The 24,814-nt window shown below is 69.8% G+C and carries 25 protein-coding genes; 20 read left to right on the forward strand and 5 right to left on the reverse strand.

What is annotated here, in order from left to right; translation table 11 throughout:
* The first annotated feature begins 14 nt into the window (after window positions 1-14).
* The 3 genes from LGR69_RS19410 to LGR69_RS19420 all read left to right on the forward strand — a co-directional run bounded on the left by LGR69_RS19410 (window position 15) and on the right by LGR69_RS19420 (window position 2,539).
* Window positions 15-866 carry an alpha/beta hydrolase gene (locus tag LGR69_RS19410; protein ID WP_091861433.1) on the forward strand — a complete coding sequence of 284 codons (852 nt, stop codon included), beginning with the start codon at window positions 15-17 and terminating at the stop codon, window positions 864-866.
* 621 nt (window positions 867-1,487) lie between these two features.
* Window positions 1,488-1,652 carry a hypothetical protein gene (locus tag LGR69_RS19415; protein ID WP_007569403.1) on the forward strand — a complete coding sequence of 55 codons (165 nt, stop codon included), beginning with the start codon at window positions 1,488-1,490 and terminating at the stop codon, window positions 1,650-1,652.
* Window positions 1,653-1,819: 167 nt separating this feature from the next.
* The gene (locus LGR69_RS19420) at window positions 1,820-2,539 is read left to right on the forward strand and encodes a phytanoyl-CoA dioxygenase family protein (RefSeq protein WP_230367038.1); all 720 of its coding nucleotides are present in this window, start codon (window positions 1,820-1,822) and stop codon (window positions 2,537-2,539) included.
* A 15-nt stretch (window positions 2,540-2,554) separates the two neighbouring features.
* Here the strand turns inward: LGR69_RS19420 and LGR69_RS19425 are convergent, their stop codons facing one another.
* The 4 genes from LGR69_RS19425 to LGR69_RS19440 form a co-directional block, all read right to left on the reverse strand.
* Window positions 2,555-4,405 carry an ABC transporter ATP-binding protein gene (locus tag LGR69_RS19425; protein WP_230367039.1) on the reverse strand — a complete coding sequence of 617 codons (1,851 nt, stop codon included), beginning with the start codon at window positions 4,403-4,405 and terminating at the stop codon, window positions 2,555-2,557.
* 204 nt (window positions 4,406-4,609) lie between these two features.
* On the reverse strand, window positions 4,610-5,542 hold the full coding sequence (locus LGR69_RS19430) for an ABC transporter permease (protein ID WP_230367040.1): 933 nt from the start codon (window positions 5,540-5,542) through the stop codon (window positions 4,610-4,612).
* Window positions 5,508-6,467, reverse strand: a complete 960-nt coding sequence (locus LGR69_RS19435) for an ABC transporter permease (RefSeq protein WP_007569395.1) — start codon at window positions 6,465-6,467, stop codon at window positions 5,508-5,510. The genes LGR69_RS19430 and LGR69_RS19435 overlap by 35 nt, the downstream gene beginning before the upstream one ends.
* Window positions 6,468-6,501: 34 nt before the next feature.
* Window positions 6,502-8,292, reverse strand: a complete 1,791-nt coding sequence (locus tag LGR69_RS19440) for a peptide ABC transporter substrate-binding protein (protein WP_230367041.1) — start codon at window positions 8,290-8,292, stop codon at window positions 6,502-6,504.
* A gap of 389 nt (window positions 8,293-8,681) precedes the next feature.
* Between LGR69_RS19440 and LGR69_RS19445 the strand changes: the two genes are divergently transcribed.
* From LGR69_RS19445 to LGR69_RS19525, 17 genes are all read left to right on the forward strand, one after another.
* Window positions 8,682-10,100 (forward strand): M20 family metallopeptidase, encoded by a 1,419-nt coding sequence (locus LGR69_RS19445; protein ID WP_007565858.1) that lies wholly within the window; start codon window positions 8,682-8,684, stop codon window positions 10,098-10,100.
* Between the two features lie 318 nt (window positions 10,101-10,418).
* Complete coding sequence (locus LGR69_RS19450) at window positions 10,419-11,735, forward strand: nucleotide sugar dehydrogenase (RefSeq protein WP_230367042.1); 1,317 nt, start codon at window positions 10,419-10,421, stop codon at window positions 11,733-11,735.
* Window positions 11,736-11,794: 59 nt separating this feature from the next.
* On the forward strand, window positions 11,795-12,379 hold the full coding sequence (locus LGR69_RS19455; protein ID WP_047170888.1) for a CoA-binding protein: 585 nt from the start codon (window positions 11,795-11,797) through the stop codon (window positions 12,377-12,379).
* Window positions 12,380-12,595: 216 nt separating this feature from the next.
* Window positions 12,596-13,057, forward strand: a complete 462-nt coding sequence (gene rplM / locus LGR69_RS19460; protein ID WP_007565855.1) for a 50S ribosomal protein L13 — start codon at window positions 12,596-12,598, stop codon at window positions 13,055-13,057.
* Window positions 13,058-13,059: 2 nt separating this feature from the next.
* Window positions 13,060-13,545, forward strand: a complete 486-nt coding sequence (rpsI, locus tag LGR69_RS19465) for a 30S ribosomal protein S9 (protein WP_007565853.1) — start codon at window positions 13,060-13,062, stop codon at window positions 13,543-13,545.
* A gap of 192 nt (window positions 13,546-13,737) precedes the next feature.
* Complete coding sequence (locus LGR69_RS19470; protein ID WP_230367043.1) at window positions 13,738-14,631, forward strand: sugar phosphate isomerase/epimerase family protein; 894 nt, start codon at window positions 13,738-13,740, stop codon at window positions 14,629-14,631.
* A 304-nt stretch (window positions 14,632-14,935) separates the two neighbouring features.
* On the forward strand, window positions 14,936-16,396 hold the full coding sequence (locus tag LGR69_RS19475; protein ID WP_050734896.1) for a helix-turn-helix transcriptional regulator: 1,461 nt from the start codon (window positions 14,936-14,938) through the stop codon (window positions 16,394-16,396).
* Window positions 16,397-16,694: 298 nt separating this feature from the next.
* Window positions 16,695-17,042: a CsbD family protein gene (locus tag LGR69_RS19480; RefSeq protein WP_007565848.1), complete on the forward strand. Its 348-nt coding sequence runs from the start codon at window positions 16,695-16,697 to the stop codon at window positions 17,040-17,042.
* A gap of 38 nt (window positions 17,043-17,080) precedes the next feature.
* Window positions 17,081-18,001 (forward strand): hypothetical protein, encoded by a 921-nt coding sequence (locus LGR69_RS19485; RefSeq protein WP_007565846.1) that lies wholly within the window; start codon window positions 17,081-17,083, stop codon window positions 17,999-18,001.
* Window positions 18,002-18,071: 70 nt separating this feature from the next.
* Complete coding sequence (locus tag LGR69_RS19490) at window positions 18,072-18,275, forward strand: CsbD family protein (protein WP_007565845.1); 204 nt, start codon at window positions 18,072-18,074, stop codon at window positions 18,273-18,275.
* Window positions 18,276-18,536: 261 nt separating this feature from the next.
* Window positions 18,537-19,019, forward strand: coding sequence for a YidB family protein (locus LGR69_RS19495; RefSeq protein WP_230367044.1), 483 nt, complete (start codon window positions 18,537-18,539; stop codon window positions 19,017-19,019).
* An 80-nt stretch (window positions 19,020-19,099) separates the two neighbouring features.
* Window positions 19,100-20,038 carry an N-acetyl-gamma-glutamyl-phosphate reductase gene (argC, locus tag LGR69_RS19500; protein WP_230367045.1) on the forward strand — a complete coding sequence of 313 codons (939 nt, stop codon included), beginning with the start codon at window positions 19,100-19,102 and terminating at the stop codon, window positions 20,036-20,038.
* Window positions 20,039-20,155: 117 nt separating this feature from the next.
* Entirely contained in the window at window positions 20,156-20,698 is a 543-nt protein-coding gene (locus tag LGR69_RS19505) for a sigma-70 family RNA polymerase sigma factor (RefSeq protein ID WP_230367046.1), read from the forward strand.
* Window positions 20,695-21,462, forward strand: coding sequence for an anti-sigma factor family protein (locus LGR69_RS19510; RefSeq protein WP_230367047.1), 768 nt, complete (start codon window positions 20,695-20,697; stop codon window positions 21,460-21,462). The genes LGR69_RS19505 and LGR69_RS19510 overlap by 4 nt, the downstream gene beginning before the upstream one ends.
* A gap of 85 nt (window positions 21,463-21,547) precedes the next feature.
* Complete coding sequence (locus LGR69_RS19515) at window positions 21,548-22,225, forward strand: helix-turn-helix transcriptional regulator (RefSeq protein ID WP_230367048.1); 678 nt, start codon at window positions 21,548-21,550, stop codon at window positions 22,223-22,225.
* Window positions 22,226-22,308: 83 nt separating this feature from the next.
* A complete protein-coding gene (locus LGR69_RS19520; RefSeq protein ID WP_230367049.1) occupies window positions 22,309-22,536 on the forward strand; it encodes a DUF1127 domain-containing protein in 228 nt (75 codons plus the stop codon).
* Between the two features lie 281 nt (window positions 22,537-22,817).
* Complete coding sequence (locus LGR69_RS19525; RefSeq protein ID WP_230367050.1) at window positions 22,818-23,504, forward strand: DedA family protein; 687 nt, start codon at window positions 22,818-22,820, stop codon at window positions 23,502-23,504.
* A gap of 729 nt (window positions 23,505-24,233) precedes the next feature.
* On the opposite strand, the gene LGR69_RS19530 is transcribed toward LGR69_RS19525, so the two are convergent.
* Window positions 24,234-24,461, reverse strand: coding sequence for an HOOK family protein (locus LGR69_RS19530; RefSeq protein WP_230367051.1), 228 nt, complete (start codon window positions 24,459-24,461; stop codon window positions 24,234-24,236).
* Window positions 24,462-24,814: the final 353 nt, after the last annotated feature.

The raw sequence follows: 24,814 nt of genomic DNA on the forward strand, positions 1-24,814 counted from the left end.
GGCGATTTAAAAAGATGCTTTTCACCTCGGCGGCTCGCAGGCTGAACTCGATCTCCCCCAGTTATTCACGGGGGGACCTCGAACTCATATCCCGGCCTGCGATTTCTGGCCGTCCATCCATATCGTTGCTTTTCGTCCACGGCATCAACGTCGGCGCCTGGGTGTGGGAAGACCACTTCCTCGACTATTTCGCGAAGGTTGGGTTCAATGCTCATGCGGTGAGCCTGCGCGGCCACGGACGCAGCTGGGGCTCCGAACACATCCGGGAATGGACGCTGGCCGACTACGTCGATGACCTGGTCGAGGCGACCGGGCGGATCGAGGGGGCCCTCGTCCTGGTCGGCCATTCGCTCGGCGGTGCCGTCGTCCAGAAGTTCGTTCAGGGTGGGGGACGGGCCGCCGGCATGGCCTTGATGGCTTCGGTCCCGCCTTGGGGCCTCGCTCCGTCGGCCTTCCGCATGGCCACTCGGTCACCGCAGATGCTCACGGTCCTGCTGGAGATGTCGTCAGGACACCGTCCTCCGGCCGACAAGGGGTTGTTACGGCGGATGCTGTTCACGCCGGATACGCCTGACATCGAGCTCGATAGGTTTCTCTTACGCGTCGGCCCTGAATCGCCGAAGCTGAAGCTGCAACTCCAAGGGTGGCCGCCGCTCGCCCCCTCTCCTTGGCTCGCGCCTAAGGTCTTCGTGCTCGGCGCAGCAGACGACGCCATCGTCCCCATCGACGAGGTCTGGCGGACCGGTCTGTACTACGGATGCCTCCCCGAACTCGTACCGGGGCTCGGCCACATGGTCATGTCGGGACCTCGATGGAGGGCATCGGCGGTCCGTCTTGAGAAATGGCTCAAGGCAAAATTCATGTGATTGTAGTCCATTGTCTGCTTTTGAATTCGGCCAGGCCGCCCGCGAACGACTGCGTTGGGTCGGTAGAAGCCCGTCTGCTATTCCGGTGCCTCTTCGCCGAAGCGGACCAGCAGCTTTCGGCCAGGTTCGGCCATTCCGATCGCCCAACGAAGTGCTGGCCGAATCGGAAGCAGCCGTTTGAGGGCACCCTGTCTGAGCATCGCGCGGTTGCGAGCGGACGGCAGTTTATCGGCCAGCAGTCATCGTCCTCCCGGCCACGAACACGGGTCGCGAACGCCAGTTCAAATCCCAATAGGTCCGCCCAATCGAGAGACCAGTGCAACCGGTTTCACAGAGGCCGCGCATAGGTCGACCCATCGGCCGGGGTTGATCTCTGCTACACCTGACTGCTACCCCGCGAGGGCAGGGGCCTTTTCTAAGTCATTGATTTTATTGGTGTTGGCAAATTCGGACGATTGTCCCGCTCCCTCCGCGATCTGACCCGCCAAAAATCGAACCCGATCAGCAGGTTGCCGAAGCCCATCCTAGTCCTGCTCGTCGCGGGACCGAAACCCCGCCCGTAGGGGATGCGCGGGCGGCGCTCAAGGCCGTCGGTGACATCCTCGAACCGGGGAGGATGCGTTGGTCTACAGTCTGATCATCATGCTGGCCGGATCCGGCTCCGCGATCGGGTCGGTGGAGTTCAACACCAAGGACGTCTGCGAGACGGCGGCCAAAGCGATCGCCAAGGCCGACCGCCCCTACGCCGGAGCCTCCGCGATAACCGTCTGCGTGGCCGAGGGCTAGGCGCGCGGCACATGCGCCCAGTCAGCAAGCGCTGCATGCATTCGAACAGCGCAAGCCTGCCTGTTCTTTGCATTTGACCTTCGCGCATAAGTGGTATTTACCACCGTAAATCTACAACTTGCACTCATAATAAACTGTGAAGTGTTTTGTCCGATCGAGGCGCTTCCATGAACTTCGTCAGACGAGACCCGTCCGGAACCCTGGTCGGTGCGCTGGCGGCGCAGATCGACGCGAACGGCTACGCCGTGATCGAGGATTACGTCGCGCCGGATGAGTTGCGCGGCGCGCAGGCCTTTGTCGCCGATGCGATCGCGGCCAATGGCGGCGAGTATGTCGGATTCACCGGGACCGAGCGTCTCGGCGGGACGTTCCTGGCCGACCTGCCCGAGGATCCGGATTTCGTGGCCCTGTGCCGGGGCATCTACGCGCGGGCGGTGGGCAAGCCCGCGCCGGAGGTCGGGTTCTACCAGATCCTGCGCTGCCTCTCAGGCCGCGGCGCCCGGGCGCATTCGATGCGCTTCCACTACGATTCCTACGTCCTGACGGCGCTGATCCCGATCGTGGTGCCCGAGCGCGGCAGTCCCGGACGGCTGATCATCCTCCCCAGCACCCGCGGCCTTCGCCGGACCTATCTCGGCAACCTCGTCGACAAGGTGCTGGTCGACAACCGGCTCGCGCAGGCGCTGCTGAACGTGGCCTATCGCCGGGGCAGCCGGCGCATGATCCGGCTCTCGCTCAAGCCCGGAAACCTGTATTTCTTCTGGGGCTACCGCTCGCTGCACACGAACGAGCCGTGCGACGCCGATGCGATCCGCGCCACCGCGCTGCTGCACTACGCCGACCCGCACGCGGACAGCCGGGTGAAGCGGGCGCTGCGCCGACGCTGAGGCCTCGGCCCGAGCTCACGCCGCCGCGACCCGCGTGGCGGCGGCCTCCCAATCCGACCCCCAATCCTGCACCACGTGGCCCGGGGAGACCTCCCGGTAGAGGCGCTCGGGCGGGACGTAGTCCGGCGCGCGGATCGGGCTGCGGATCTCGTCGTCCGGCAGGGCGTGCCGGTCTCGGCGGCGGGCCGGGTCGGGGACCGGGACGGCGGCGAGCAGCTTCTTCGTGTAGGGATGCTGCGGGTCGCCGAACACCGCCGCGCGCGGACCGATCTCGACGATCTCGCCGAGATACATCACCGCCACCCGGTGGCTCACCCGCTCGACCACGGCCATGTCGTGGGAGATGAACAGGTAGGCGAGCCCCATCTCGGCCTGCAGGTCGAGCATCAGGTTGACCACCTGCGCCTTCACCGAGACGTCGAGCGCCGAGACCGCCTCGTCGGCGACGATCAGGCGGGGGCGTAAAGCCAGCGCCCGGGCGATGCAGATCCGCTGGCGCTGGCCGCCGGAGAATTCGTGCGGGAACCGTCCGGCGGCCTCGGCCGGCAGCCCCACCCGGGTCAGCAGCGCCTCGGCCCGTTCCCGCGCCTCGCGAGCGGTGGCGAGGCGGTTGATCAGCAGGGGCTCGGCCACCGCGGCGCCGACGCTCATGCGCGGATCGAGGCTGGCGAAGGGGTCCTGAAAAATCATCTGCATCCGCTGGCGGCGCGTGCGCAGAGCCTTGGCGTCGAGGCCGGCGATGTCCTCGCCGTCGAGCACGACCGAGCCGGAGAGGGGCTCGACCAGGCGCAGGATCGAGCGGCCGGTGGTGGACTTGCCGCAGCCGGATTCGCCGACCAGCGCCAGGGTCTCGCCGGCCGCGAGGCTGAACGAGACCCGCTCCACCGCGTGGACCCGGCCGGTCACCCGGCCGAACAGGCCGGAGCGGATCTCGAACCGGGTGGTCAGGTCGCGCACCTCCAGGACCGGGCGCTCGGCCGCCCGGACGGTGTCGGGGGTCTCGGGCGTCGGCTCGGCGACCCCGGTGGCGCGGTCGATCACGGGAAAGCGCATCGGCCGGGCCCGGCCCGCCATGGCGCCGAGCCGCGGCACGGCGGCGAGCAGGGCCCGGGTGTAGGGATCCTCCGGCGCGGAGAAGATCCGGGCGGTGGGGCCGGTCTCCACGGCGCGGCCGCGATACATCACCACCGTGCGGTCGGCGATCTCGGCGACCACGCCCATGTCGTGGGTGATGAACAGGACCGACATGCCCTCCTCGTCCTGGAGGCTCTTGATCAGGTCGAGGATCTGGGCCTGGATCGTCACGTCGAGCGCCGTGGTCGGCTCGTCCGCGATCAGCAGCTTGGGCCGGCAGGCCAGCGCCATGGCGATCATCACCCGCTGGCGCATGCCGCCGGAGAACAGGTGCGGGTATTGATGGATCCGCGACCGGGCGCCCGGGATCCGGACCTTGTCGAGCAGCCGGACTACCTCGGCCTCGGCGGCGGCGCGCGACAGGCCCCGGTGCCGGATCAGCGCCTCGGCGATCTGGAAGCCGACGGTCAGGACCGGGTTCAGGGAGGTCATCGGCTCCTGGAAGATCATGGCGATGGAATCGCCCCGGACCCGGCGCATCTCGGCCTCGGGGGCGGCGAGCAGCTCGCGGCCCTCGAAGCGCACGCTGCCGCCGATGCGGCTCGCGTCCCGGGCCAGCAGGCGCATGATCGACATCGCGCTGACGCTCTTGCCCGAGCCGGATTCGCCCACCAGCGCCACGGTCTCCCGGGGCCCGATGTCGAACGAGACGCCGTGCACCACCTCGCGCCACCGCCCGTCGGAGCGGAAGGCGGCGGTGAGGTCGCGCACCGACAGGATCGGATCCGTCACGGGGGTCACTCCTGATCAGTCCGGATTTCGTTCAGCAAGCAACCTCCTACCCTCGACCTCATCCTGAGGTGCCGAAGCGCAGCGGAGGCCTCGAAGGAGCCCTCCAGGGATCGCGCGGCCGGCCGGGAGGCTCCTTCGGGGCTGCTGTGCAGCTCCTCAGGATGAGGGGGTCGGGTGGGAGATCCCCAGGCAGAACGCCCCACGTCACAGCACCCGCCGCGGGTCGAGGGCGTCGCGCAGGCCGTCGCCGATGAAGTTGATCGACAGGACCGTCAAAAAAATTGCGCCGCCGGGGAAGAGCGCCCAGTGCGGGGCGACGTCGAGATGGTCCTTGGCGTCGAACAGCAGCCGGCCCCAGGTCGGGATGTCCGGGGGGAAGCCGAGGCCGAGGAACGAGAGGGTCGATTCCGCGATGATCGCCGCCGAGACCTCGATGGAGGCGGCCACGATCACGGGGCCCAGCGCGTTCGGAAGGATGTGGCGGCGCACGAGGTGCCCGGTGGTGGCGCCCTGCGAGCGGGAGGCCTCGACGAACTCCTTCTCGCGGAGCGTCAGGAACTGGGCCCGCACCAGCCGGGCGACCGGCATCCAGCGCAGGCCGCCGATCACCGCGACGATCATGAGGAAGACGCCGCCCTGGACGCCGAAGACGGCCTTCAGGCTGTCCCGGAACAGGTAGATCACCAGCAGCAGCAAGGGCAGCTGCGGCAGGGACAGGAACAGGTCGGTCAGCCACATCAGCGCCGGATCGAGCATCCGGCGCGACATGCCGGCGAGCGCCCCGACCACGACCCCGATCAGGCTCGCCACCGCCATGGCGGCGAAGCCCACCGCCAGCGAGATCCGGCCGCCATAGATCATCCGGGCGAGCAGGTCCTGGCCGAGATCGTCGGTGCCGAACGGGTGCGCCCAGGACGGCCCCTGGAGCTGGGCGGAGAAGTCGATGTCGTCGATGGCCAGCGGCCAGATCAGGCCGCCGAACAGCACGCCGCCGACCAGCACCGCCAGCACGGCGACGCTCGCCAGCGCCAGCCGGTGCCGGCGGAAGCGCCGCCAGGTCTCCCGCCCGGGCGAGGCCGGGGCGCGGGCGAGGGGGGGCGCCTCAACGGAGGGCGATGCGAGGGTCGAGCCAGCCATAGAGCAGGTCCGCGACGAGGTTGAACAGGACGACGAGGCCGGCGAACACGAAGGTCACGGCCATCACCACCGGGGTGTCGTTGGCCAGCATCGCGTCGATCAGCAGGGAGCCGATGCCGGGGATCCGGAAGATCTGCTCGGTGACGATGGCGCCGCCGAACACCGCCGGGATCTGGAGGGCGACGAGCGTCACCACCGGGATCAGGGCGTTGCGGGCGATGTGCCGGCGGGTGACCGTGCCCTCGGTGAGCCCCTTGGCCCGGGCGGTGGTGACGTAGTCGAGGCGGGCGACGTCCAGCGCCGAGGCGCGCACGTAGCGGGTGTAGGAGGCGGCCTGGAAGAAGCCCAGAACCGCCACCGGCATGATCGCCTGGCGGACGTTCTCCCAGGCCCAGGCCAGGCCGGTGCCGGGCAGGTCGGCCTGGTAGACGAAGGGCAGCCAGCCGAGCTTGATCGAGAACAGCAGGATGAACAGCAGGCCGGTGAAGAAGGTCGGCAGCGAGAAGCCGACGAAGGCCAGGGTGTTGGCGACCTGGTCGGCCAGCGAGTAGGGCCGGCGGGCGGCGTAGAGGCCGACCGGGACCGCCACCAGCAGCGCCAGGATCTGCGAGGAGCCGACCACGAACAGGGTGGTGGGCAGCCGCTGCAGGATCAGCGTGTCGACGTTGACCCGGCTGGCGAAGGAGAACCCCCAATCCCCGTGCAGCATCGCCCAGAGCCAGCGCAGGTAGCGGGTGAAGATCGGGTCATCGAGGCCGAACTTCAGGCGCAGGGCCGCGCGCACCTCCGGGGGCACGTTTGGGTTGGCGGCGAGCTCGCCGAACGGATCGCCCGGCGCGAGCGCCAGGACGACGAACAGGATCAGGCTGATCCCAAGCAGGCTCGGGATCGCGATCAGCAGCCTGCGCAGGATGTAGGCGCCCATGGTTGTGCCTCGATTCTCGGCGCGCGGCTCCCGCTCAGGCCTCCCGGCTCCAATCCGGCAGGAAGGACAGGTCGTTGTCCCAGCCGCTGCGCGGCGCCACCAGCTTGGCGGCGGCCCCCGAGACCTCGGCCCGGTGGATCAGCGGCAGGATGTTCTCCGAGACCGCGAGGTCGTTGGCCTTGATCAGCAGGGCGGCGCGCTTGACCGGGTCGAGCTCGGACTGGGCGGCGTTGTAGGCCGCGTCGTACTCGGCGTTGCGCCAGCGCGAGATGTTGCGGCCCTGCCACTTGTTCTCCTTGGTGGCGGCCTCCCAGGAGACGTACTGGAGCAGCCAGGTCGAGGGATCGGCCTGGGTCATGCTGATCGCGTACATCTCCATGTCCGCGTAGAAATGCGGGAACGTGTCCGGGTTGGCGGTGTCCGAGGAGAAGAACACCGAGCCGGTGACCGATTTCAGTTCGATCTCGATGCCGGCCTTGGCGGCGGCCTGCTTGATGATCGCCTGGGTCTTCTGGCGCGGGGCGTTGATCGAGGTCTGGAACAGCAGCTTCAGCCGCTTGCCGTCCTTGGCCCGGATGCCGTCGGAGCCCTTCTTCCAGCCGGCCTCGTCGAGGAGCGCGTTGGCCTTGGCCGGATCGAACGCGAAGCTGGTGTTCTTCGAGACGAAGCGCTCCGGGCCGTTGACCGAGTTGGCCGTGGCCCGGCCGGTGCGGCCGTAGATGTAGTCCTGGATCGACTTGCGATCGACCAGGAGGTTCATCGCGTGGCAGACCTTCGGGTCGGAGAAGGCCGGATGCTTGGTCTTGAGCGAGGAGCGCTCGCCATCGACCTCGACGTTCGGGTCGGTGGCGTTGAGCAGCAGGAATTCGAGCTTGCCGCCGTAGACGACGTCGACCCGGCCCTTGCCGCCGGTCTCCAGGCGCTTGAGCACCTCGTCCTCGACGAGCAGGTTCCAGGCGTAGTCGTACTCGCCGGTCTGGAGCACGGCCCGGGCCGCCGAGACGGCGTCGCCGCCGCCCTTCATCTCGATGCTGTCGAAATACGGCCGGTTCGGCAGGTGGTAGGTCGGGTTGCGCTCGCCGCGGACGATGTCGCCGGGCCGGAATTCGAGGAACCGGTACGGGCCGGTGCCCACGGGCGCGAGGTTCTGGGGCGCCTCCCGGGACTTGGCGCCCGTATAGGCGGCGAACAGGTGCTTGGGCAGGATCATGCCCACGGTGCCCACGAAGGCATCACTCCAGTACGGCGTCGGCTTGTCGAACAGGATCCGGACGCTGAGGTCGTCGATCTTCTCGACCTTGCAATCCTTGTAGGAGCCGATCGTCACCGCGGCGGTGGCCGGGTCGCGGGCATAGGCCCAGGTGAAGACGAGGTCGTCGGCGGTGAGCGGCTTGCCGTCGTGCCACGCCACACCGGGCTTGATCTTCCAGACCACCGAGCGGCCGTCGGCGGCCAGCCCGCCATTCTCCTTGGACGGGATCTCGGCGGCGAGCACCGGCACGAGGTTGCCGTCCGGGTCCCAGGCCGCCAGAGGCTCGTAGAAGATCCGCGAGGCCTCCTGGTCCTTGGTGCCGATGGCGAAATGCGGGTTGATCAGGGTCGGCGCCTGCCACCAGAGCAGGCGCAGCGCGCCGCCGCCGCCGGCCTTGGCCGGCTTGTAGGCGGCCCGGAGATCGGCGGCCATCGCCACCCCGTTCTCGGCCAGCATCAGCCCGGCCAGCGGCGCGGAGAGCCCGGCCGCCAGCATCCGCTGCACGAAGCCGCGCCGTGACAGGTCCCCGGACTTCACCCGCCCGATGAGCCCGCGCAGATCCCGCTCGTCCATGCATCGATCCCTGATTGTCGCCGCGACCCGCACAGCATCCTTGTGGGTGCGGCTTTCGCAAGGCTCTTGGCAAGGGGCGCGCCAGTTACGCTTGGAGCGAAACGTCGTCGCCGGGGCTCGGCAGCTTGGCCCCGGGCCTGCATGACGGGGCTCGATACGGATTCCGGTTGAAGATCTCGAATGGCCTTCCCCGTCATTGCGAGCGCAGCGAAGCAACCCAGGGCAGCGCGCGATCTTGGGCCGTGGCGGATCCCTGGGTCGCTTCGCTGCGCTCGCGATGACGGTGGGAGGATCGGCCGAGCGACCAGACCGGGAACCGTCTGACATGCAGGGTGCGGCACTCGCTATGGTGGTGCGCATCGGCGCGAGACACGCTCGGAGACGACCTGATGGACAACCGCAACACCGTGTGGCGCCACGTGGACGCGCAGAAGGAGCGGCTGATCGCCCTCTCGGAGCGCGTCTGGGGCATGCCGGAGGTTTGCTACACGGAAACGCGCTCCTGCGCCGAGCACGCGGCGGAGCTGCGCCACCAGGGCTTCCGCGTCACCGAGCAGGTCGCCGGCATCCCCACCGCGGTGATGGGCGAGGCCGGGGAGGGCGGTCCGGTCATCGCCTTCCTGGGTGAGTACGACGCGCTGCCGGGCCTGTCGCAGGAGGCGGGCGTCGCCGAGCACCGGCCCGTGGAGGCCGGCGGCCACGGCCATGGCTGCGGCCACAACCTCCTCGGTGCGGCGGCTTTGCTGGCCGCCACCGCCGTGAAGGATTGGCTCGCCGAGACCGGCACCCCCGGCCGCGTGCGCTATTACGGCTGCCCGGCCGAGGAGGGCGGGGCCGCCAAGGCGTTCCTGGTCCGGGCGGGCGCCTTCGCGGATGCCGACATCGCGATCTCCTGGCACCCGGGCAGCTTCTGGGAGGTGGCGCCCCCGGTGGCGCTCGCCAATACCCGGGCGGATTTCATCTTCACCGGCCGGACCGCCCACGCGGCGGCCGCGCCGCATCTCGGCCGCTCGGCGCTGGACGCGGTGGAGCTGATGAGCGTCGGCGTGAACTACATGCGCGAGCACATGCCCTCCGACGCCCGGGTGCACTACGCCTATCTCGACGCTGGCGGCATCGCCCCCAACGTCGTCCAGGCGAGCGCGAAGGTGCGCTACTCGATCCGGGCGCGGGACCTGCCGGGGATGCTCGCCCTGGTCGAGCGGGTGAAGAAGGTGGCCGAGGGCGCCGCGCTCATGACCGAGACCAGCGTCGAGGTGCGGATCGTCAGCGCCGTGTCGAACCTCCTGGGCAACGACCCGCTGGAGCGGGCGCTCCACGGGGTCATGGAGGAACTCGGCCCCCCGCATTTCGATGCGGCCGACCGGGCTTTCGCCACGGAGATCCGGTCCACGCTCAGCGACGGCGACATCGATGCCGTGTTTCGCGCCATCGGGCTGCCGCGCACCGAGGCGCCGCTGGCCGATTTCCTGGTGCCGCTCGACGCCCCGCGCAACCCGGCGGTGGGCTCCACCGATGTCGGCGACGTGAGCTGGGTGGTGCCGACCGTGCAGGCCCACGCGCCGACCGTGGCGGTGGGCACGCCGTTCCACACCTGGCAGGTGGTCGCCCAGGGGCGCAGCCCGGCCGCCCACAAGGCGATGGTCCAGGTCGCCAAGGCGATGGCCGCCACCGGCGCCCTGGCGCTCACCGATCCCGCCCTGCGCGAGGCCGCCAAGGCCGACCTCGCCCGCCGGGTCGGCGCCGCCGGCTACGTCTCGCCGCTCCCCCCGGAGGTGGAGCCGCCGCTGCGGATGTCGGTGGGGTGAGGGTTTGTCTCCATTCCCGTAGGAGACAAGCGCAGATGGACATCGGCTTTGCCCCGAGGGTTCGGAAGTCTCACCGACGCCCGAGCCTTCACCCTGTCATCCCGGGGCCGCGCAGCGGAGCCCGGGATCCATAACCACTGATGGCTCCAGGTCTTGCGTCGGCGGCGGATCTGGATTCCGGGCTCGCCTGCGGCGCCCCGGAATGACAAGGTGGTTCATCCTGCAACCGTGGCACCACCAACAGTACCCGCATACCGAAACCCGCCGCGAGCGGGTATGACCCGGTCCGGGCTGCACGCGCCCCGCACGGCATCACCGATGGACGTCACCCCCTCCGAAACGACCTGCCTGGCCATCGTCGGCCTCGGTTATGTCGGGCTCCCCCTCGCGTTGGCCTTCGGGCAGGGCTTGCGCACGATTGGCTACGAGCGCGCCCCCGCCAAGGTCGCGGCCTACCGGGACGGGATCGACCCGGCCGGGGAGATCGAGCCGGCCGCGTTCCGGGCCGCGACCCGCCTGGCGATCACCGACGACCCGACCGCCCTGTCGGAGGCCGACGTGATCATCGTCACGGTGCCGACCCCGGTGGACGACGCCCAAAGTCCGGATTTCCGCCTGCTCATCGAGGCCTCGGCGCTGGTCGGGCGGCACATGCGGCGCGGGGCGATCGTGGTGTTCGAATCCACGGTCTATCCCGGCGCCACCGAGGAGGTCTGCGTCCCCGTGCTGGAGCAGCATTCCGGCCTGCGCTGGAAGGCGGATTTCTGGGTCGGCTACTCGCCCGAGCGGATCAATCCCGGCGACCGGGAGCACAGCCTCGCCAAGGTCGTGAAGATCGTGGCCGGCGACACCCCGCAGACCCTGGAACGGCTCACCGCCCTCTACGGGACGATCATCGCGGCCGGGATCCACGCGACCTCGTCGATCCGAGTGGCGGAGGCCGCCAAGGTCATCGAGAACACCCAGCGCGACCTGAACATCGCGCTGATGAACGAGCTGTCGCAGATCTTCGACAAGCTCGACCTCGACACCCTGGAGGTGCTGCGGGCCGCCGGCACCAAGTGGAACTTCCTGCCGTTCCGCCCGGGGCTGGTCGGGGGCCACTGCATCGGGGTCGATCCCTATTACCTGACCCACAAGGCCGCGATGGTCGGCCACCACCCGCAGGTGATCCTGGCCGGGCGGCGGATCAACGACAGCATGGCCGCCCATGTCGCCCGCAAGACCGTCAAGCTGATCGTCCGGCAAGGGGCACACGAGGGTGGCAGCGCCGGGGGTGCGAAGGTCATCGTGCTCGGCCTGACCTTCAAGGAGAATTGCTCCGACCTGCGCAATTCCAAGGTCGCCGACCTGGTCCGGGAGCTGGCCGAGTTCGGCTGCGCCGTCTCGGTCCACGATCCCCGCGCCCGCAAGGACGAGGCCCGGGCCGAGTACGGCATCGATCTGGTCGACTGGGCCGACCTGCCCGATCGGGTCGACGCCGTGGTGGTGGCGGTGCCGCACCGGGACTATGCCGAGCGCCCCCCAGAAGACATCGCCGCCCGGCTCAGGCCCGGGGGCCTGATCGTGGACGTGAAGTCGCTCTACGACCCGGACGCGTTCCGGGCGCTGGGGCATACGGTCTGGCGGCTATAGAGATGGGAGCCCGCACGGCCGCCGGCCTTGCGATGATGCGGCGGGAGCGGATCCGCGACATGCACGAGACGAGCGACATCGATGGGCCGGGGCCGGACTTCGCCGCCCGGCACGCGCGCTATCCCGAGGCGCAGATCCGCAAGATCCTGAACGACACGCGCACGATCGCGCTGGTCGGCGCCTCCGCGAACCCGGCCCGCCCGAGCTGGATCGTGCTGAAATACCTGATCGACCGGGGCTACGCGGTCACGCCGGTCAATCCGGGTCTCGCCGGGCAGGACCTGCTCGGGCGGCGGGTGGTGGCCGCCCTCGCCGACATCCCGGAGCCGATCGACATGGTCGAGATCTTCCGCAATTCCGCCGCCGCGGGCCCGCTCGTGGACGAGGCGCTCGCCCTCGATCCGCTGCCCAAGGTGATCTGGATGCAGCTCGGCGTGCGCGACGACGCGGCCGCCGCCCGGGCCGAGGCGCGGGGCGTCACGGTGATCATGAACCGCTGCCCGAAGATCGAGTACGGCCGGCTCTCGGGGGAGATCGGCTGGACCGGGGTGAATTCGCGCATCCTCAGCGCGAAGAAGCCGGTTCTGGCCGGCCGCGGCGTCCAGCGGCTCACCATCGCCGAGCGGGGCAAGCGCCCGGACTGACCGGCGCGGTATCATGATACCGCTAACGCTAAGCCTTTCGGAAAGAACACATTTTCAGGATTTCGATTTTCCCGGTTGACGCGCCGGGCGCGCCCGGCTATCCACCGGCCGTCGCCGCCGCGTGCCCCCCACGCGGCGGCTCGTTTTTCGGCACCCCGATGCTGTCGGCGCCCCGATCCGTCGGTGCCCGTCGCGTCGGAACCCTGGGATCTCGCCATGAAGACCACCTCGCTGAAACCCGCCGAGGTCGACAAGAAGTGGATCGTGATCGACGCGGAGGGCCTCGTCGTTGGCCGTCTCGCCTCGATCGTCGCCATGCGCCTGCGCGGCAAGCACAAGGCCGCCTACACGCCCCACGTCGATTGCGGTGACCACGTCATTGTCGTCAACGCGGACAAGGTGAAGTTCACCGGCCGCAAGTACGTCCAGAAGCGCTACTACTACCACACCGGCTACCCGGGCGGTATCAAGGAGCGTACGGCCAAGTTCATCCTCGAAGGGCGCTTCCCCGAGCGCGTCGTCGAGAAGGCCGTCGAGCGCATGCTGCCCCGCGGCCCGCTCTTCCGGCAGATCCTCGGCAACCTCCGCGTCTACAAGGGCGCCGAGCACCCGCACGTCGCCCAGCAGCCGCAAGCGCTCGACGTCGGCGCCCTCAACCGCAAGAACGTGAGCGCTTGATCATGGCGACCCTGCAGTCCCTCGCCGACCTCAACCGGGCGAATACCGGCGCGGTCGACCCCGCCAACGAGGCCCCGGTCCACGTCCAGAAGCTGGACGCCCAGGGCCGCGCCTACGCCACCGGCAAGCGCAAGGACGCGGTCGCCCGCGTCTGGATCAAGCCCGGCAAGGGCACGGTCACGATCAACAAGCGCCCGGTCGAGGTCTACTTCGCCCGCCCGGTGCTGCGCATGATCCTGCGCCAGCCGCTGGAAATCGCCAACCGCGTCGACCAGTACGACATCAACGTCACGGTCGCCGGCGGCGGTCTCTCGGGTCAGGCCGGCGCCGTGCGCCACGGCCTCTCGAAGGCGCTGACCTACTACGAGCCGGAGCTGCGCGCCCCGCTCAAGCGTGAGGGCTTCCTCACCCGCGACGCCCGCGTCGTCGAGCGCAAGAAGTACGGCCGCAAGAAGGCTCGCCGCAGCTTCCAGTTCTCGAAGCGCTGATCCGCGGCTTCATCGACGGTTCGGAGACGGGCGGTTCCTGCGGGAGCCGCCCTTTTTCGTTGGCCGGCCACGGACCGCGGGGCGGGGTTCGGCGGCCATCGGTCGGGGTGGGCTCAGCTCCGGGCCAGATCGACGTGTCAGATCGGTCGTCCGTCATCGACGCCGTCGGCCGCACCTGGAGCCTTGATCCGGATGAACAGACGCCGTGCCCTCGCCACCGGTCTCGGTCTCGGCCTTGCCGTCGGGCGCGCCTCCGCGGCGGGGCCGCTGCCGGGGCCCCGCTTCGTCAACACCGTGCTGCTGGGCGGATCGCCCGAGGAGAAGCTGCGCGCCGCCCGGGCCGCGGGCTTCGATCAGGTCGAGCTCTGGTCCTCCGACGTGGAGCGCGCCGAGGACGGGGCGGCGGGCCTGCGCGCCCGTGTCGCCGCCCTCGGCCTCGGCCTCACCGACTACCAGGTGCTGCTCGATTTCGACGGGGCACCCGGCGACAAGCGCGCCGCCAAGCGGAACGAGGCGCTGACCCTGCTCGACACCGCGGCGGCTCTGGGCGCCGGGACGCTGCTCGTGCCCGCCTCCACGGACCCGGACTGCGATCCGGCCCGCATCACCGAGGATCTGGTCTGGCTGGTGGACGAGGCCCGCCGCCGGGGCCTCCGGATCGCCTACGAGGGCATGGCCTGGAGCACGGTCAACCCGTCGCTGGTCCAGGCCTGGGCGACGATCCGCGAGCTCGATCCGCGCCATGCCGGCCTGGTGGTCGACAGCTACCACCTCTTCGTCCGCGGCGAGACGCCGGCCATCCTCGGCGACGTGCCGCCCGAGCGGATCTTCTTGGTGCAGGTCTGCGATGTCGCGGGCCCGGTGCAGCCGTCGGACTACCGGGAGGTAGCCCGCCACGCGCGCCTCCTCCCGGGCGAGGGGCGCCTGCCGCTAGCGAGCCTCGTCGGAAAGCTCGCCGCGATCGGCTATCGCGGGCCGGTCGGGCTGGAGGTCTTCAACGATCGGCTCGAGCATGAGCCGCCCGAGGCCGTGGCCAAGCGGGCTTTCGCGGCGCTGCAGAGCTTGCTGGTCGGCGCAGCGCCGTAGCGCCGTCGGTTCCGCCTGAACGGCCGTCGCAGCCCGACCGTCCTCGCACGCCCGGAGCAACCCAGGAATCCGCCGCGTCCGGAGCGGGCCCGCCAGGCCGGGTCGCTTCGCGATGATCGCGATGACGGCGCGGGGCCGGATGATCGGAGCCGAGACCGTAAGCCCCCGCACCACGACACCCGATTACTGACCTAAGTAAAATATACCAGCAGACCGATTGCGCACAAGGGAACCTCCGGTCCCGTCGCCTGTTACCCGCCGCCGATCCAGTCCGGGTCGCATCAGGCGGAGCAGACGAACCACCGTGACCGCGGGCGTCGACAGACACGAGCTGAGGCAGATCATCGCCGGCCTGACCGAGGGCGTGATCCTGGTCGAGCCGGACCAGACGATCACCTGGGCCAACGACGCCGCCCTGGCCATGCACGGCGCCGAGAGCCTGGAGGAGCTCGGCGAGACCGTCGACGCCTACCGGGACCGGTTCTCCGTCCGCTACCGCAACAACCGGCCGCCCGAGCATTACCCGATCGAGCGGGTGGTCCGGGGCGAGACCTTCCACGACGTCATCGTCGAGGTGGTGCGCACCGACCGGCCCGACGTCGCCTTCGTCCATTCCCTGCGCAGCCTGGTCGCCACCGACCGGGCCGGGCAGCCGAGCTGCCTCGCGCTGATCCTGCAGAACGTCACGCCGCAATTCGAGGCCGAGGAGCGGTTCGAGAAGACCTTCAACGCCAACCCGGCGCCGGCCGTGATCACCCGGCTGTCCGACCTGCGCCACGTCAAGGTCAATGCCGGCTTCCTGGAGATGACCGGCTACACCCGCGACGGGGTGATCGGGCGCAGCGTCTACGAGGTCGACGTGCTGGCCGAGGCCAAGCAGCGCGAGCTCGCCGTGACGCGGCTCAATGCCGGCCAGACCGTCCCGCAGATGGAGGCCTGCCTGCGTCTGCCGGATGGCGGCTCCCGCTTCGTCATCGTGGCCGGCCAGCCGATCGAGATGGGCGAGGAGCCGTGCATGCTCTTCACCTTCGCGGATCTGGAGCTGCGCAAGAAGGCGGAGACCTCCCTGCGCCAGAGCGAGTCGCGCTTCGCCACCGCGTTTCGGATGACGCCGGTGCCGACGCTGCTGGCCCGGGCCGACGGCTTCACCGTCACGGCCGTCAACGAGGCCTTCCCGCGGATCTTCGGCTACGGCCAGGACAAGGCCGTCGGGCGCTCCGCCGAGGAGATGGGCCTGTGGATCTCGGATGCCGCCCGGGCGAAGTTCGAGGCCACGGTCCGGCGCGCCGGCTACGTCCTCGGCCTCGAGACCTGCATGCGGCACGAGGACGGGACCGAGATCGACTGCCTCGTCTCGGCCGAGCGGGTGGTGATCGGCGAGGACGATTACGTCCTGGCGGTGCTCCAGGACATCACCGAGCGCAAGCGCTCGGAGCGCGAGCTGTTCACCGCGATCGAGACCGTGATGGCCGATACCTCGTGGTTCAGCCGCGGCCTGATCGAGAAGCTCGCTGGCCTGCGGCATCCCGGGCGCGACAGCGCCGACGAGGGTGTGCAGAGCCTCACGGTCCGGGAGCGCCAGATCCTCGGCCTGGTCTGCGCCGGCCTGTCGGACGAGGCCATCGCCAAGCGGCTGAACCTGTCGCGCAACACCGTGCGCAACCACGCCGCCGCCCTCTACCGCAAGCTCGGGGTCCACAAGCGCACCGAGGTGATCGTCTGGGGCCGGGACAACGGCTTCACCACGCGGGAAGCTAGTACATAAGTCGAGGAATACCGGTACGAACGTACCATTGATCTGAACAAAACAGACCCCATCTGCGGCTCAGCCAAGACGAGACCGCGAGAAACCTGAATTTCGAAGTCGACGCCGTCCCGGGGCAACCCCCGGTCCGGTGCCGGGTTCACCCACCAGAGCCATCGGCCCATCGACCGGCGACGCCGCGAAGGACCGGGCTCCTTACTCTTCGCAGAAGTCCGACGCGAAACCCGGGATCTCGCACCACGCGTAGACCGGGCCGAGCGGCGCACACCCACCGCACCAGTCCAGCAGGAGAGACACCATGGTTGATACGGATCGCGTGACGGGAGCCGCCAAGGAATTCGTCGGCAAGGCGCAGGGCGCCGTGGGCGACCTCACCGGCTCGAAGAGCGACTCGGTCGAAGGCCGTTTCCGCGAGGCGCAGGGCTCGGCCGAGAACCTCTACGGCCAGGCCAAGGACACCGTCCGGCACGTCGCCGACGAGGCCGGCCACTATGCCGAGGACGCCTACGAGCATGCCGGCGACTACGCCCGCCGGGGCACCCGCGTCGTGGCCCAGCAGGTCGAGGAGAGCCCGATCGTCGCGCTGCTGATCGCCGGCGCCGTCGGCTACGGCCTCGCCCTGCTGATGCACGCCCGCCGCCGCTGAGCGCCGGCCACTCTCTCACGACGACCAGGAGTCCCCCAGTGACCGCTTCCCCCAGCCTCTCGACCGCGCCGCTCGCTCATACGAGCGACACGCGCACCGTCCTCCTCCACCAGGTGTCGTGGGGTGCGATCTTCGCGGGCGCCACCACGGCGCTGGTGGCGCAGGTGATCCTCAACCTGCTCGGCGTCGGCATCGGGCTGTCCAGCGTGGGCATGGACACCGCCGACAACCCGGCCGCCTCGACCCTGTCGATGAGCGCCGGGATCTGGTTCGTGGCCTCCGGCATCGTCGCCTCGCTGATCGGCGGATTCCTGGCCGGCCGGCTCTCGGGCAAGCCCGTGGGCGGCGCCGCCGGCCTGCACGGGCTGGTCTCCTGGTCGGTGACCACCCTGGTCGTCCTCTACCTCCTGACCTCGGCGGTCGGCGGGATCGTCGGCGGCGCCTTCAACGGCGTGGCCACGACGCTCGGCGGCGCCGGCAACCTCGTCGGCGGCACCGTGCAGACGGCGGCCCAGGCGGCGGCGCCGTCCCTGTCGAAGATCTCGAACCCGATCGACGGGATCGAGCAGACCGTGCGCCAGCAGGCGCAGGGCCAGGATCCGCAGGCGGCGCGCGATGCGGCCGTGGCGGCGGTGCGCGCGGTTCTGACCGGTGATCCGGCCCAGAAGCAGCAGGCCGAGGCCCGGGCCGCGGACGCGCTCGCCAAGGCGCAGGGCATCCCGGTCGACCAGGCCAAGCAGCAGATCCAGGATTACGAGAAGCAGTACGACCAGGCGGTCGCCACCGCCAAGCAGAAGGCCGAGGCCGCCGCCGTCGCGGCGAAGTCGGCCGCCACGCAGGGCGCCTTCTACGCCGCCCTCGCTCTGATTCTGGGCGCGATCGCCGCCTTCCTGGGCGGCCGCCTCGGCGCCCCGAAGGTCGAGACCCTGACCGAGTCCTACGCCACCCGCCGCGCCTGATCCCCGCGACCCCCGCGCCCGGCGCGGGGGTTCCCAGGATCCACCTTTCCACCCCAACCGGAGCGCCACGATGAGCAGCACCACCGACAAGCTGAAGGGCCTAGCCAACGAGGCCGTGGGCAACGTCAAGCAGGCCGCCGGCAAGGCCACGGGCAACGACAAGCTCGTGGTCGAGGGCAAGGCGCAGGAACTCAAGGGCGAGGGCCAGCGCACGGTCGGCGAGGCCAAGGACGGCGTGAAGAGCGTCGTCGACTCCGTCGCCGGCAGGAAATGACCCGCCCGACCTGACGTGAACCACGGGAGCGTCCGCCCGGCCGCTCCCTCCGCCGACAACCACGGAGAACACCGATGATCCGCAAGCTGCTCACCATCTTCGTCCTGCCGAAGCTGATCGCCTATGTCAGCCGCCGCGTCGCCGGCCGGTCCGCGGCCCCGTCGCGCCGCCCCCGCTGACACCGCGCGCAGGCCCCGGGACGATCCGCCGACCGAGGTCCGCGCCCCAAGCCAGACAGGCGGACACCAGAGAGGACACGCCATGAGCAAGGGTTACCCCTCGATGACCGCGTTGCTGGGCTTGCTGGCTTTGGCCGGCTACCAGAACCGCGACAAGCTCGCCGAGCTGCTGAAGGGCCACGATCACGGGACCAGCCCGTCCCCGGTCCCGTCCGTGCCGAATCCCACGACCGCGAGCGGCGGCACCGACAATTTCGCCCGCCTCGGGGGCTTGCTGGGCGGCGCCGGTTCGGCCGGGGTCGGCGGCCTGATCGCCAACGGCCTCAGCGAGCTGGTCGATCACTTCACCAAGGGCGGGCACGGCGAGACCGCGACCTCGTGGATCAATCACGGCACCAACCGCGACATCCCCGAGACCGATCTCGAGCGCGCCATCGGCCCCGAGACCCTCGACCACCTGACCCAGCAGACCGGGCTCAGCCGGGCGGCGCTCCTGTCGCGCCTGTCCCGCGAGCTGCCCTCGGCGATCGACCGCTACTCGCCCGACGGCCGCCTGCCGACCTGACGTGGCGTTGACAGCGCCGCCCGCAGGCGCCACCTCCGGGGCGTAACGGCCGGGTGTGATTCTGGCCTGCGAGACGGATCATGGCGAGCGAAGCAGCGACGCGGCCCATCGTGTTCATCGATGGCGAGGCCGGCACCACCGGCCTCGGCATCCGCGAGCGCCTGGAGCGCGACGGCCGCGTCACCCTGCGCAGCATCGCGCCCGAGCACCGGAAGGATCCCGAGGCCAAGCGGGCGCTGCTCGCCGAGGTCGACCTGGCAGTCCTGTGCCTGCCGGACGAGGCCGCCAAGGAGACGGTGGCGCTGGCCGACAGCCTGCCCGGCGGCGGCCCGCGCATCCTCGATGCCAGCACCGCCCACCGGATCGCCCCCGGCTGGACCTACGGCTTCCCGGAGATGACCCGGGAGCAGGGCGCCGCCGTGGCCCGCGCCCGGCGCGTGGCCAATCCCGGCTGCTACCCGACCGGCGGCATCGCGCTCCTGCGCCCCCTGGTCGAGGCCGGCCTCATCCCGGCGGATTTCCCGATCAGCGTCAACGCGGTCAGCGGCTATAGCGGCGGCGGCAAAAGCATGATCGAGGATTACGAGCGGGGCAGCGCGGCGCCGTTCCTGCTCTACGGCCTCGGCTTCGCCCACAAGCACGTGCCGGAGCTGCAGCGGTTCAGCGGCCTGACCCGGCGGCCGATCTTCGTGCCGTCCGTGGGCAATTTCCGCCAGGGCATGCTGGTGAGCGTGCCGCTCCACCTCGACGCGCTGCCGGGCAAGCCCGCGGCCACCGATCTGGAGGCGGCCCTGCGCGACTGGTATGCCGGCCAGCCGCTGGTCCAGGTGGTGACCGGAGAGGGCAGCGAGAAGATCGAGCCCGAGGCACTCAACGACACCGACCGGCTGGAGCTGCGCGTGTTCGGCGCGTCCGAGCACCGGCAGGCGGTGCTGGTCGCCCGCCTCGACAATCTCGGCAAGGGCGCCTCCGGGGCGGCGGTGCAGAATCTCGGGCTGATGCTCGGGCTCGACGCCTGAATTTTCGCCGGTCCCGGGAATATCCGGGGCGGCTGGACGGTTCTCATTCCGGGGCGCGGAGCTGCGGGGTGAGCGGCCGATGGCGGCGCGAGCGATCGATCCGGGGGGCGGCGGCGCATGACGACGCTCGCCCGTGCGCGTTTCAGCCAATTGGTCCTGCCCCGCCTCGATGAGGGCTACCGGCTCGCGCACTGGCTCACCGGCAACGCCACCGACGCCGAGGACGTGATGCAGGAGGCGTGTCTGCGCGCCTACCGGGCGATCGAGACCTTCGCGGAGGGCAACGCCCGGGCGTGGTTCCTGACCATCGTCCGCAACACCGGCTATTCCTGGCTGCAGCGGCACCGGCCCCGCGCGGTGATCTTCGCCGAGGACCTCGCCCCGGAGGCCCGGGCCGCCCTGGATGCCGGGACTTTGCATGCCGAGGCGCCGGAGACCCCCGAGGCCGCCCTCATCGCCCACGACGAGGCCGGGCGGCTCGGCCGGGCGATCGAGGCCCTGCCGGTCCCGTTCCGGGAGGCGCTGGTCCTGCGGGAATATCACGGTCTCGGCTACCGGGAGATCGCCGAGGTGACGGGCGCGCCGATCGGGACCGTGATGTCCCGCCTGGCGCGGGCGCGCCAGCACCTGCTCGAACGGCTCGCGAAGGACGGGCGATGACCGGCGACGACGAAACCCTCCTGCTGCTGAGCGCCTATGTCGACGGCGCGCTGTCGCCCGGCGAGGTCCTGGCCATGGAGCGCCGCCTCGCCGCCGAGCCGGATCTGCGCGCCCAGGCCGAGCGCCTGCGCAGCCTCTCGGGCGCCGTGCGCGCGACCCTCGCGGAGGTGCCGGCCCCCGAGAGCCTGCGCGCCCGGATCGTCCAGAGGATCGGGTTCGCGGATCCGGAGCCTCGCCGCGCCCGGCTCGGCTCCTGGCCGGCGCTCGCCGCGACGCTGGTGGCCGGGATCGCCGTCGGCGCGTCGCTCGGCGGGGTCGTTCCCCTCGGGACCGCCGAGGCCCCGTCGCGACCGGCCGACGCCGTCCTGGCAGGCCACCTGCGCGGCCTCGCCGCGCCGCAGCCCTTCGATATCGCCTCCTCCGACGGGCACGTGGTCAAGCCGTGGTTCAACGGCCGCACGATCATCGCCCCCGACGCCCCCGACCTCTCCGAGCGGGGCTACCCGCTGGCCGGCGGCCGGATCGACATCGTCGACGGCAAGCCGGTGCCGACCCTGGTCTACCGCCACGACCGGCACGTGATCAGCGTCACCGTGGTTCCCGCGACCGGCGATGCGCCGGCCGGCGAGGAGCGCCGCGACGGGACGTTCATCGAGCGCTGGAGCGCCGGCGACCTCACCTACTGGGCGGTGTCGGACCTCAACGCCCGGGACTTGCGGAGCTTCGTCGCGCTGTACCGCGACCGGACCGCCCGGCCGAAATGACGAATTTTGCCGGCGCCCGGGAATATGTGCGCGGCGACGCGGGTTCTTCATCGCGTCAGCTCTACCGCTCCGACGGGGGTCGCGCATGATTGCCTTGACCGACCGAGACCTGAACCCGGCCTGCGGGTCCGGCGCCCCGCGATCCGCCCGCGAGGCGGTCCCGGTGGAGGCCGCGCTCTGCTGGCTGATCGACCATTTCGAGCAGGGCATCGCCGTGACCGACCGATCCGGCCACCCTTTCTTCCTGAACGGCGCCGCGCAGGCGCTGATCCGCCGGGGCCTGCTGCGCCTTCGGAACGGGTGCCTGTGCAGCGCCACGCCCGAGCACGGCGCGGCGCTCGGCCGGCTCATCGCCCGCTGCGCGGTCGGCGCCGGCGGCTCGATCCGCCTGGTGGGCGAGACCGGCACGCTCCTGATCGCCGCCTGCGCGATCCCCGGGAACACCGTGCTCCTGCGCATCATCGACCCGGATTCCGCGCCGCTGCCGGATCCGGGCGCGCTGCAGGATCAGTTCGGCTTCACCCCCGCGGAGGCCGCCCTGGCCACCGACATCCTGGCCGGGAACGACCTCGCGGCGAGCGCGGCCCGGCGCCGGATCACCCTGCACACGGCCCGCGCGCATCTGCGCCGCCTGTTCGAGAAGACCGGGACCCGCCGGCAGGCCGCGCTGATGCGCCTGCTGCTGCTCTGCCCCCAGCCGGTCCCCGCGGCCACCCACGCGGGGCAAGTCGCATTGAGATCTCCGCATTGTTCAAACGCGTGATGCGGCAATTTTCAGATAGATCCACGCTCTCATCTGTCGATACGCGGTATTCAATCCGTATCACTTCAGACAGAGAGCGGGAAATGATCTTGGATATTCTGAAATCCCTCCAGGCGCGTCGTGCGGCGGCGCGTAACTACCGCATCCTTTCCGTCCTGGACGACGCCGTGCTGTGCGATGTCGGCCTGGACCGACGCACGCTGCGTGCCTTCTGCGACAACGGCTGCCGCCATCACGCCGCCACCGGAAGCAGGCCCGGCACGGGCCTGGCGATCCCGATGCCCGGGGGCCTCGCGCCAGCTCTGCGCTGAGGTCGGCTTCAACTTGGGCGTCTTACGAAACCTGTCGTCCGGGATATCGAGCGCTTCTCGGACACGGGATCAGCCAATGGATCGCTCCCCGAGGTCGGACCATCGAGCCCTGGCGCAAATCAACATCAAAAAGACGATTGGCATTATCCGCTCGGCCCCTCCGTCCGAGCCTACGGACATGATGTCCCGCAAAGGAAATTAGGATCGGTGTTTCTTCGACCGCCCTGTCGCCGCCACCTTTGTCGTCGACAGCGTGCCCCTCCGATCCGCGAGGCGACAGCATGTCCTTCCTGCACGAACTGCCCATCGGCGACTTCGTCGCAAATTACGGCTACATCGCACTCTTCGTCATCATCACGCTGGAGAGCGCCGGTCTTCCGCTGCCCGGCGAGACGGTTCTGCTCACCTCGGCGGTGTACGCCGGCAGCACTGGCAACTTGAATATCGCCCTCGTCGTGGCCGTTGCTGCGACCGCCGCGATCGTGGGCGACAACGCGGGCTACTGGGTGGGACGTCGGTGGGGCCTGCCCCTGCTCATCAGCAAGGGCCACCTGATCGGCCTCGACCACAGTCGGCTCAAGCTCGGCCAATATCTCTTCCGCCGGCACGGCGGCAAGATCGTGTTCTTCGGCCGCTTCACCGCGATGCTTCGCGCCTACGCGGCGGTGCTCGCCGGGGTGAACCGTCTCGACGCGCGCCGCTTCATGGCCTTCAACGCGCTCGGCGGCGTCGCTTGGGCCTCGATCATGGGCGTCGGCGCTTACTTGTGCGGACGCTCGATCGAGAACGTCATGGGACCGGTCGGCCTCGGGCTGCTGGCCTTTGTCCTCCTCGGAGCTGTGGCGTTGTGGCTTTTCATGCGACGGCACGAGGCTCGCCTGATGCGTGCTGCGGAGGCGGCGATTCCGGGGCCGCTGGTGCCGGAATCGACGGCAGAGGTAACGGCTCCGCGGACGGTCAAGGCGTAGAAGCCACCGCTTCCTCCAGATGTGCCCCGCCCAGCGCGGCAGGCGGTTCGACGGTCGATAGGGGTGAATCTACCACCGTTGCCGAGCCGCCCCCCCCCGCAAGAGTGTGTGACTTCCGTGGCTTCCCGATCCACCCTCGCAACCCCGGCGAATGCGTCGGTTAGGGTCTCGCGACGGCATGGCTGGAGTCCGTGGATGGCGTCGCGGACCACATCGGGCCGACGGTATCGATCGATCCTTCCGACTGCCTTGCGCACATCGCTTGTCGACCGCGACGCTGCACAGTCGATGCGACTCTCGCGGCTTGCCACCGGGGCTCGCGCTTGTCCTCCGGACCCTTGAACACCTCTGGTCGACCCGTCCGCTTCCCGGTGGGGTTAGCGCGAAACCGATGATCGGGCGCGGATCACCCCTCCACGAGCGCTTCATCCCGAGCCCCGTCGTCTCACAGGTCGGTCACGCCCTCGTCACGGCCGGCTCCATCCGGCGCTGAAGGAGGTACCTCCACGCGCTGAACTGGCATCCGCGGCGGTGCAGGGCGCGCCGGCCAATCTCAGAAGACCGTTCAGACGGCGACACAATCGTGTGGCAAGGGCAGCAGGCACATCCTGGCGCGGTGTCGTCCGGCGCGCCGACCCGCCGGGAGGGCGGCGATCGGCTCCCTGCCGTTTGACGCCCGCACGAACATGGATCCGGCATACCCCGATGCAAGCGGGCATGGCCGGTCCGTCACCCCGTCTCTCGTATCTTCGACGCGATGAGCGCTTCGACGATTTCGATCTGGTGCTGCACCATCGCGAACCGGGTTCCGCTGGCGGCCCCGTCGCCCAGGACGAAGGTGCCCTTCTGCCTGCGGGTGTCCCGCAGTTTCCTCACGGAAGTGACGATGTTCAATCGCTCCTCGACGAGCGCGGCCAGCAGCTCGTTCAACCCATCCAGTTCCAATTGGTCCGGCATGCTGGGCTCTGATCTCCTGAGTACCGATCTGTGCGCCCCCGTCGCCCTCGGGGATTCATGCCGCACCAAATAAACATAAACGCTCGTGGCCCCATCCGGGACACCTTCGCGATGGGTTCGCGCAAAGCCAGGCCTTCTCGGGCACGACCTGGTTCAGCCGATGCCTTCAACCGGGCTGCAGCAACCCCGACCCGCTGTTACGGTGCGCGATCGGAGGATGCCAGCCGTCAGACGCCGAGACGATGGCGGTGAAGATCAGTTATGTCTCCTCAGCCGGCGCAGCGGTTGGCGGATCGCGCGTTGACCGGACGCAGAGGCGCCTGACGCGAATCAAGGAGCTGCCCACCTCTCGG

Origin of the sequence: Methylobacterium brachiatum (assembly GCF_020523825.1) — a bacterium.
GTDB lineage: Bacteria > Pseudomonadota > Alphaproteobacteria > Rhizobiales > Beijerinckiaceae > Methylobacterium > Methylobacterium brachiatum.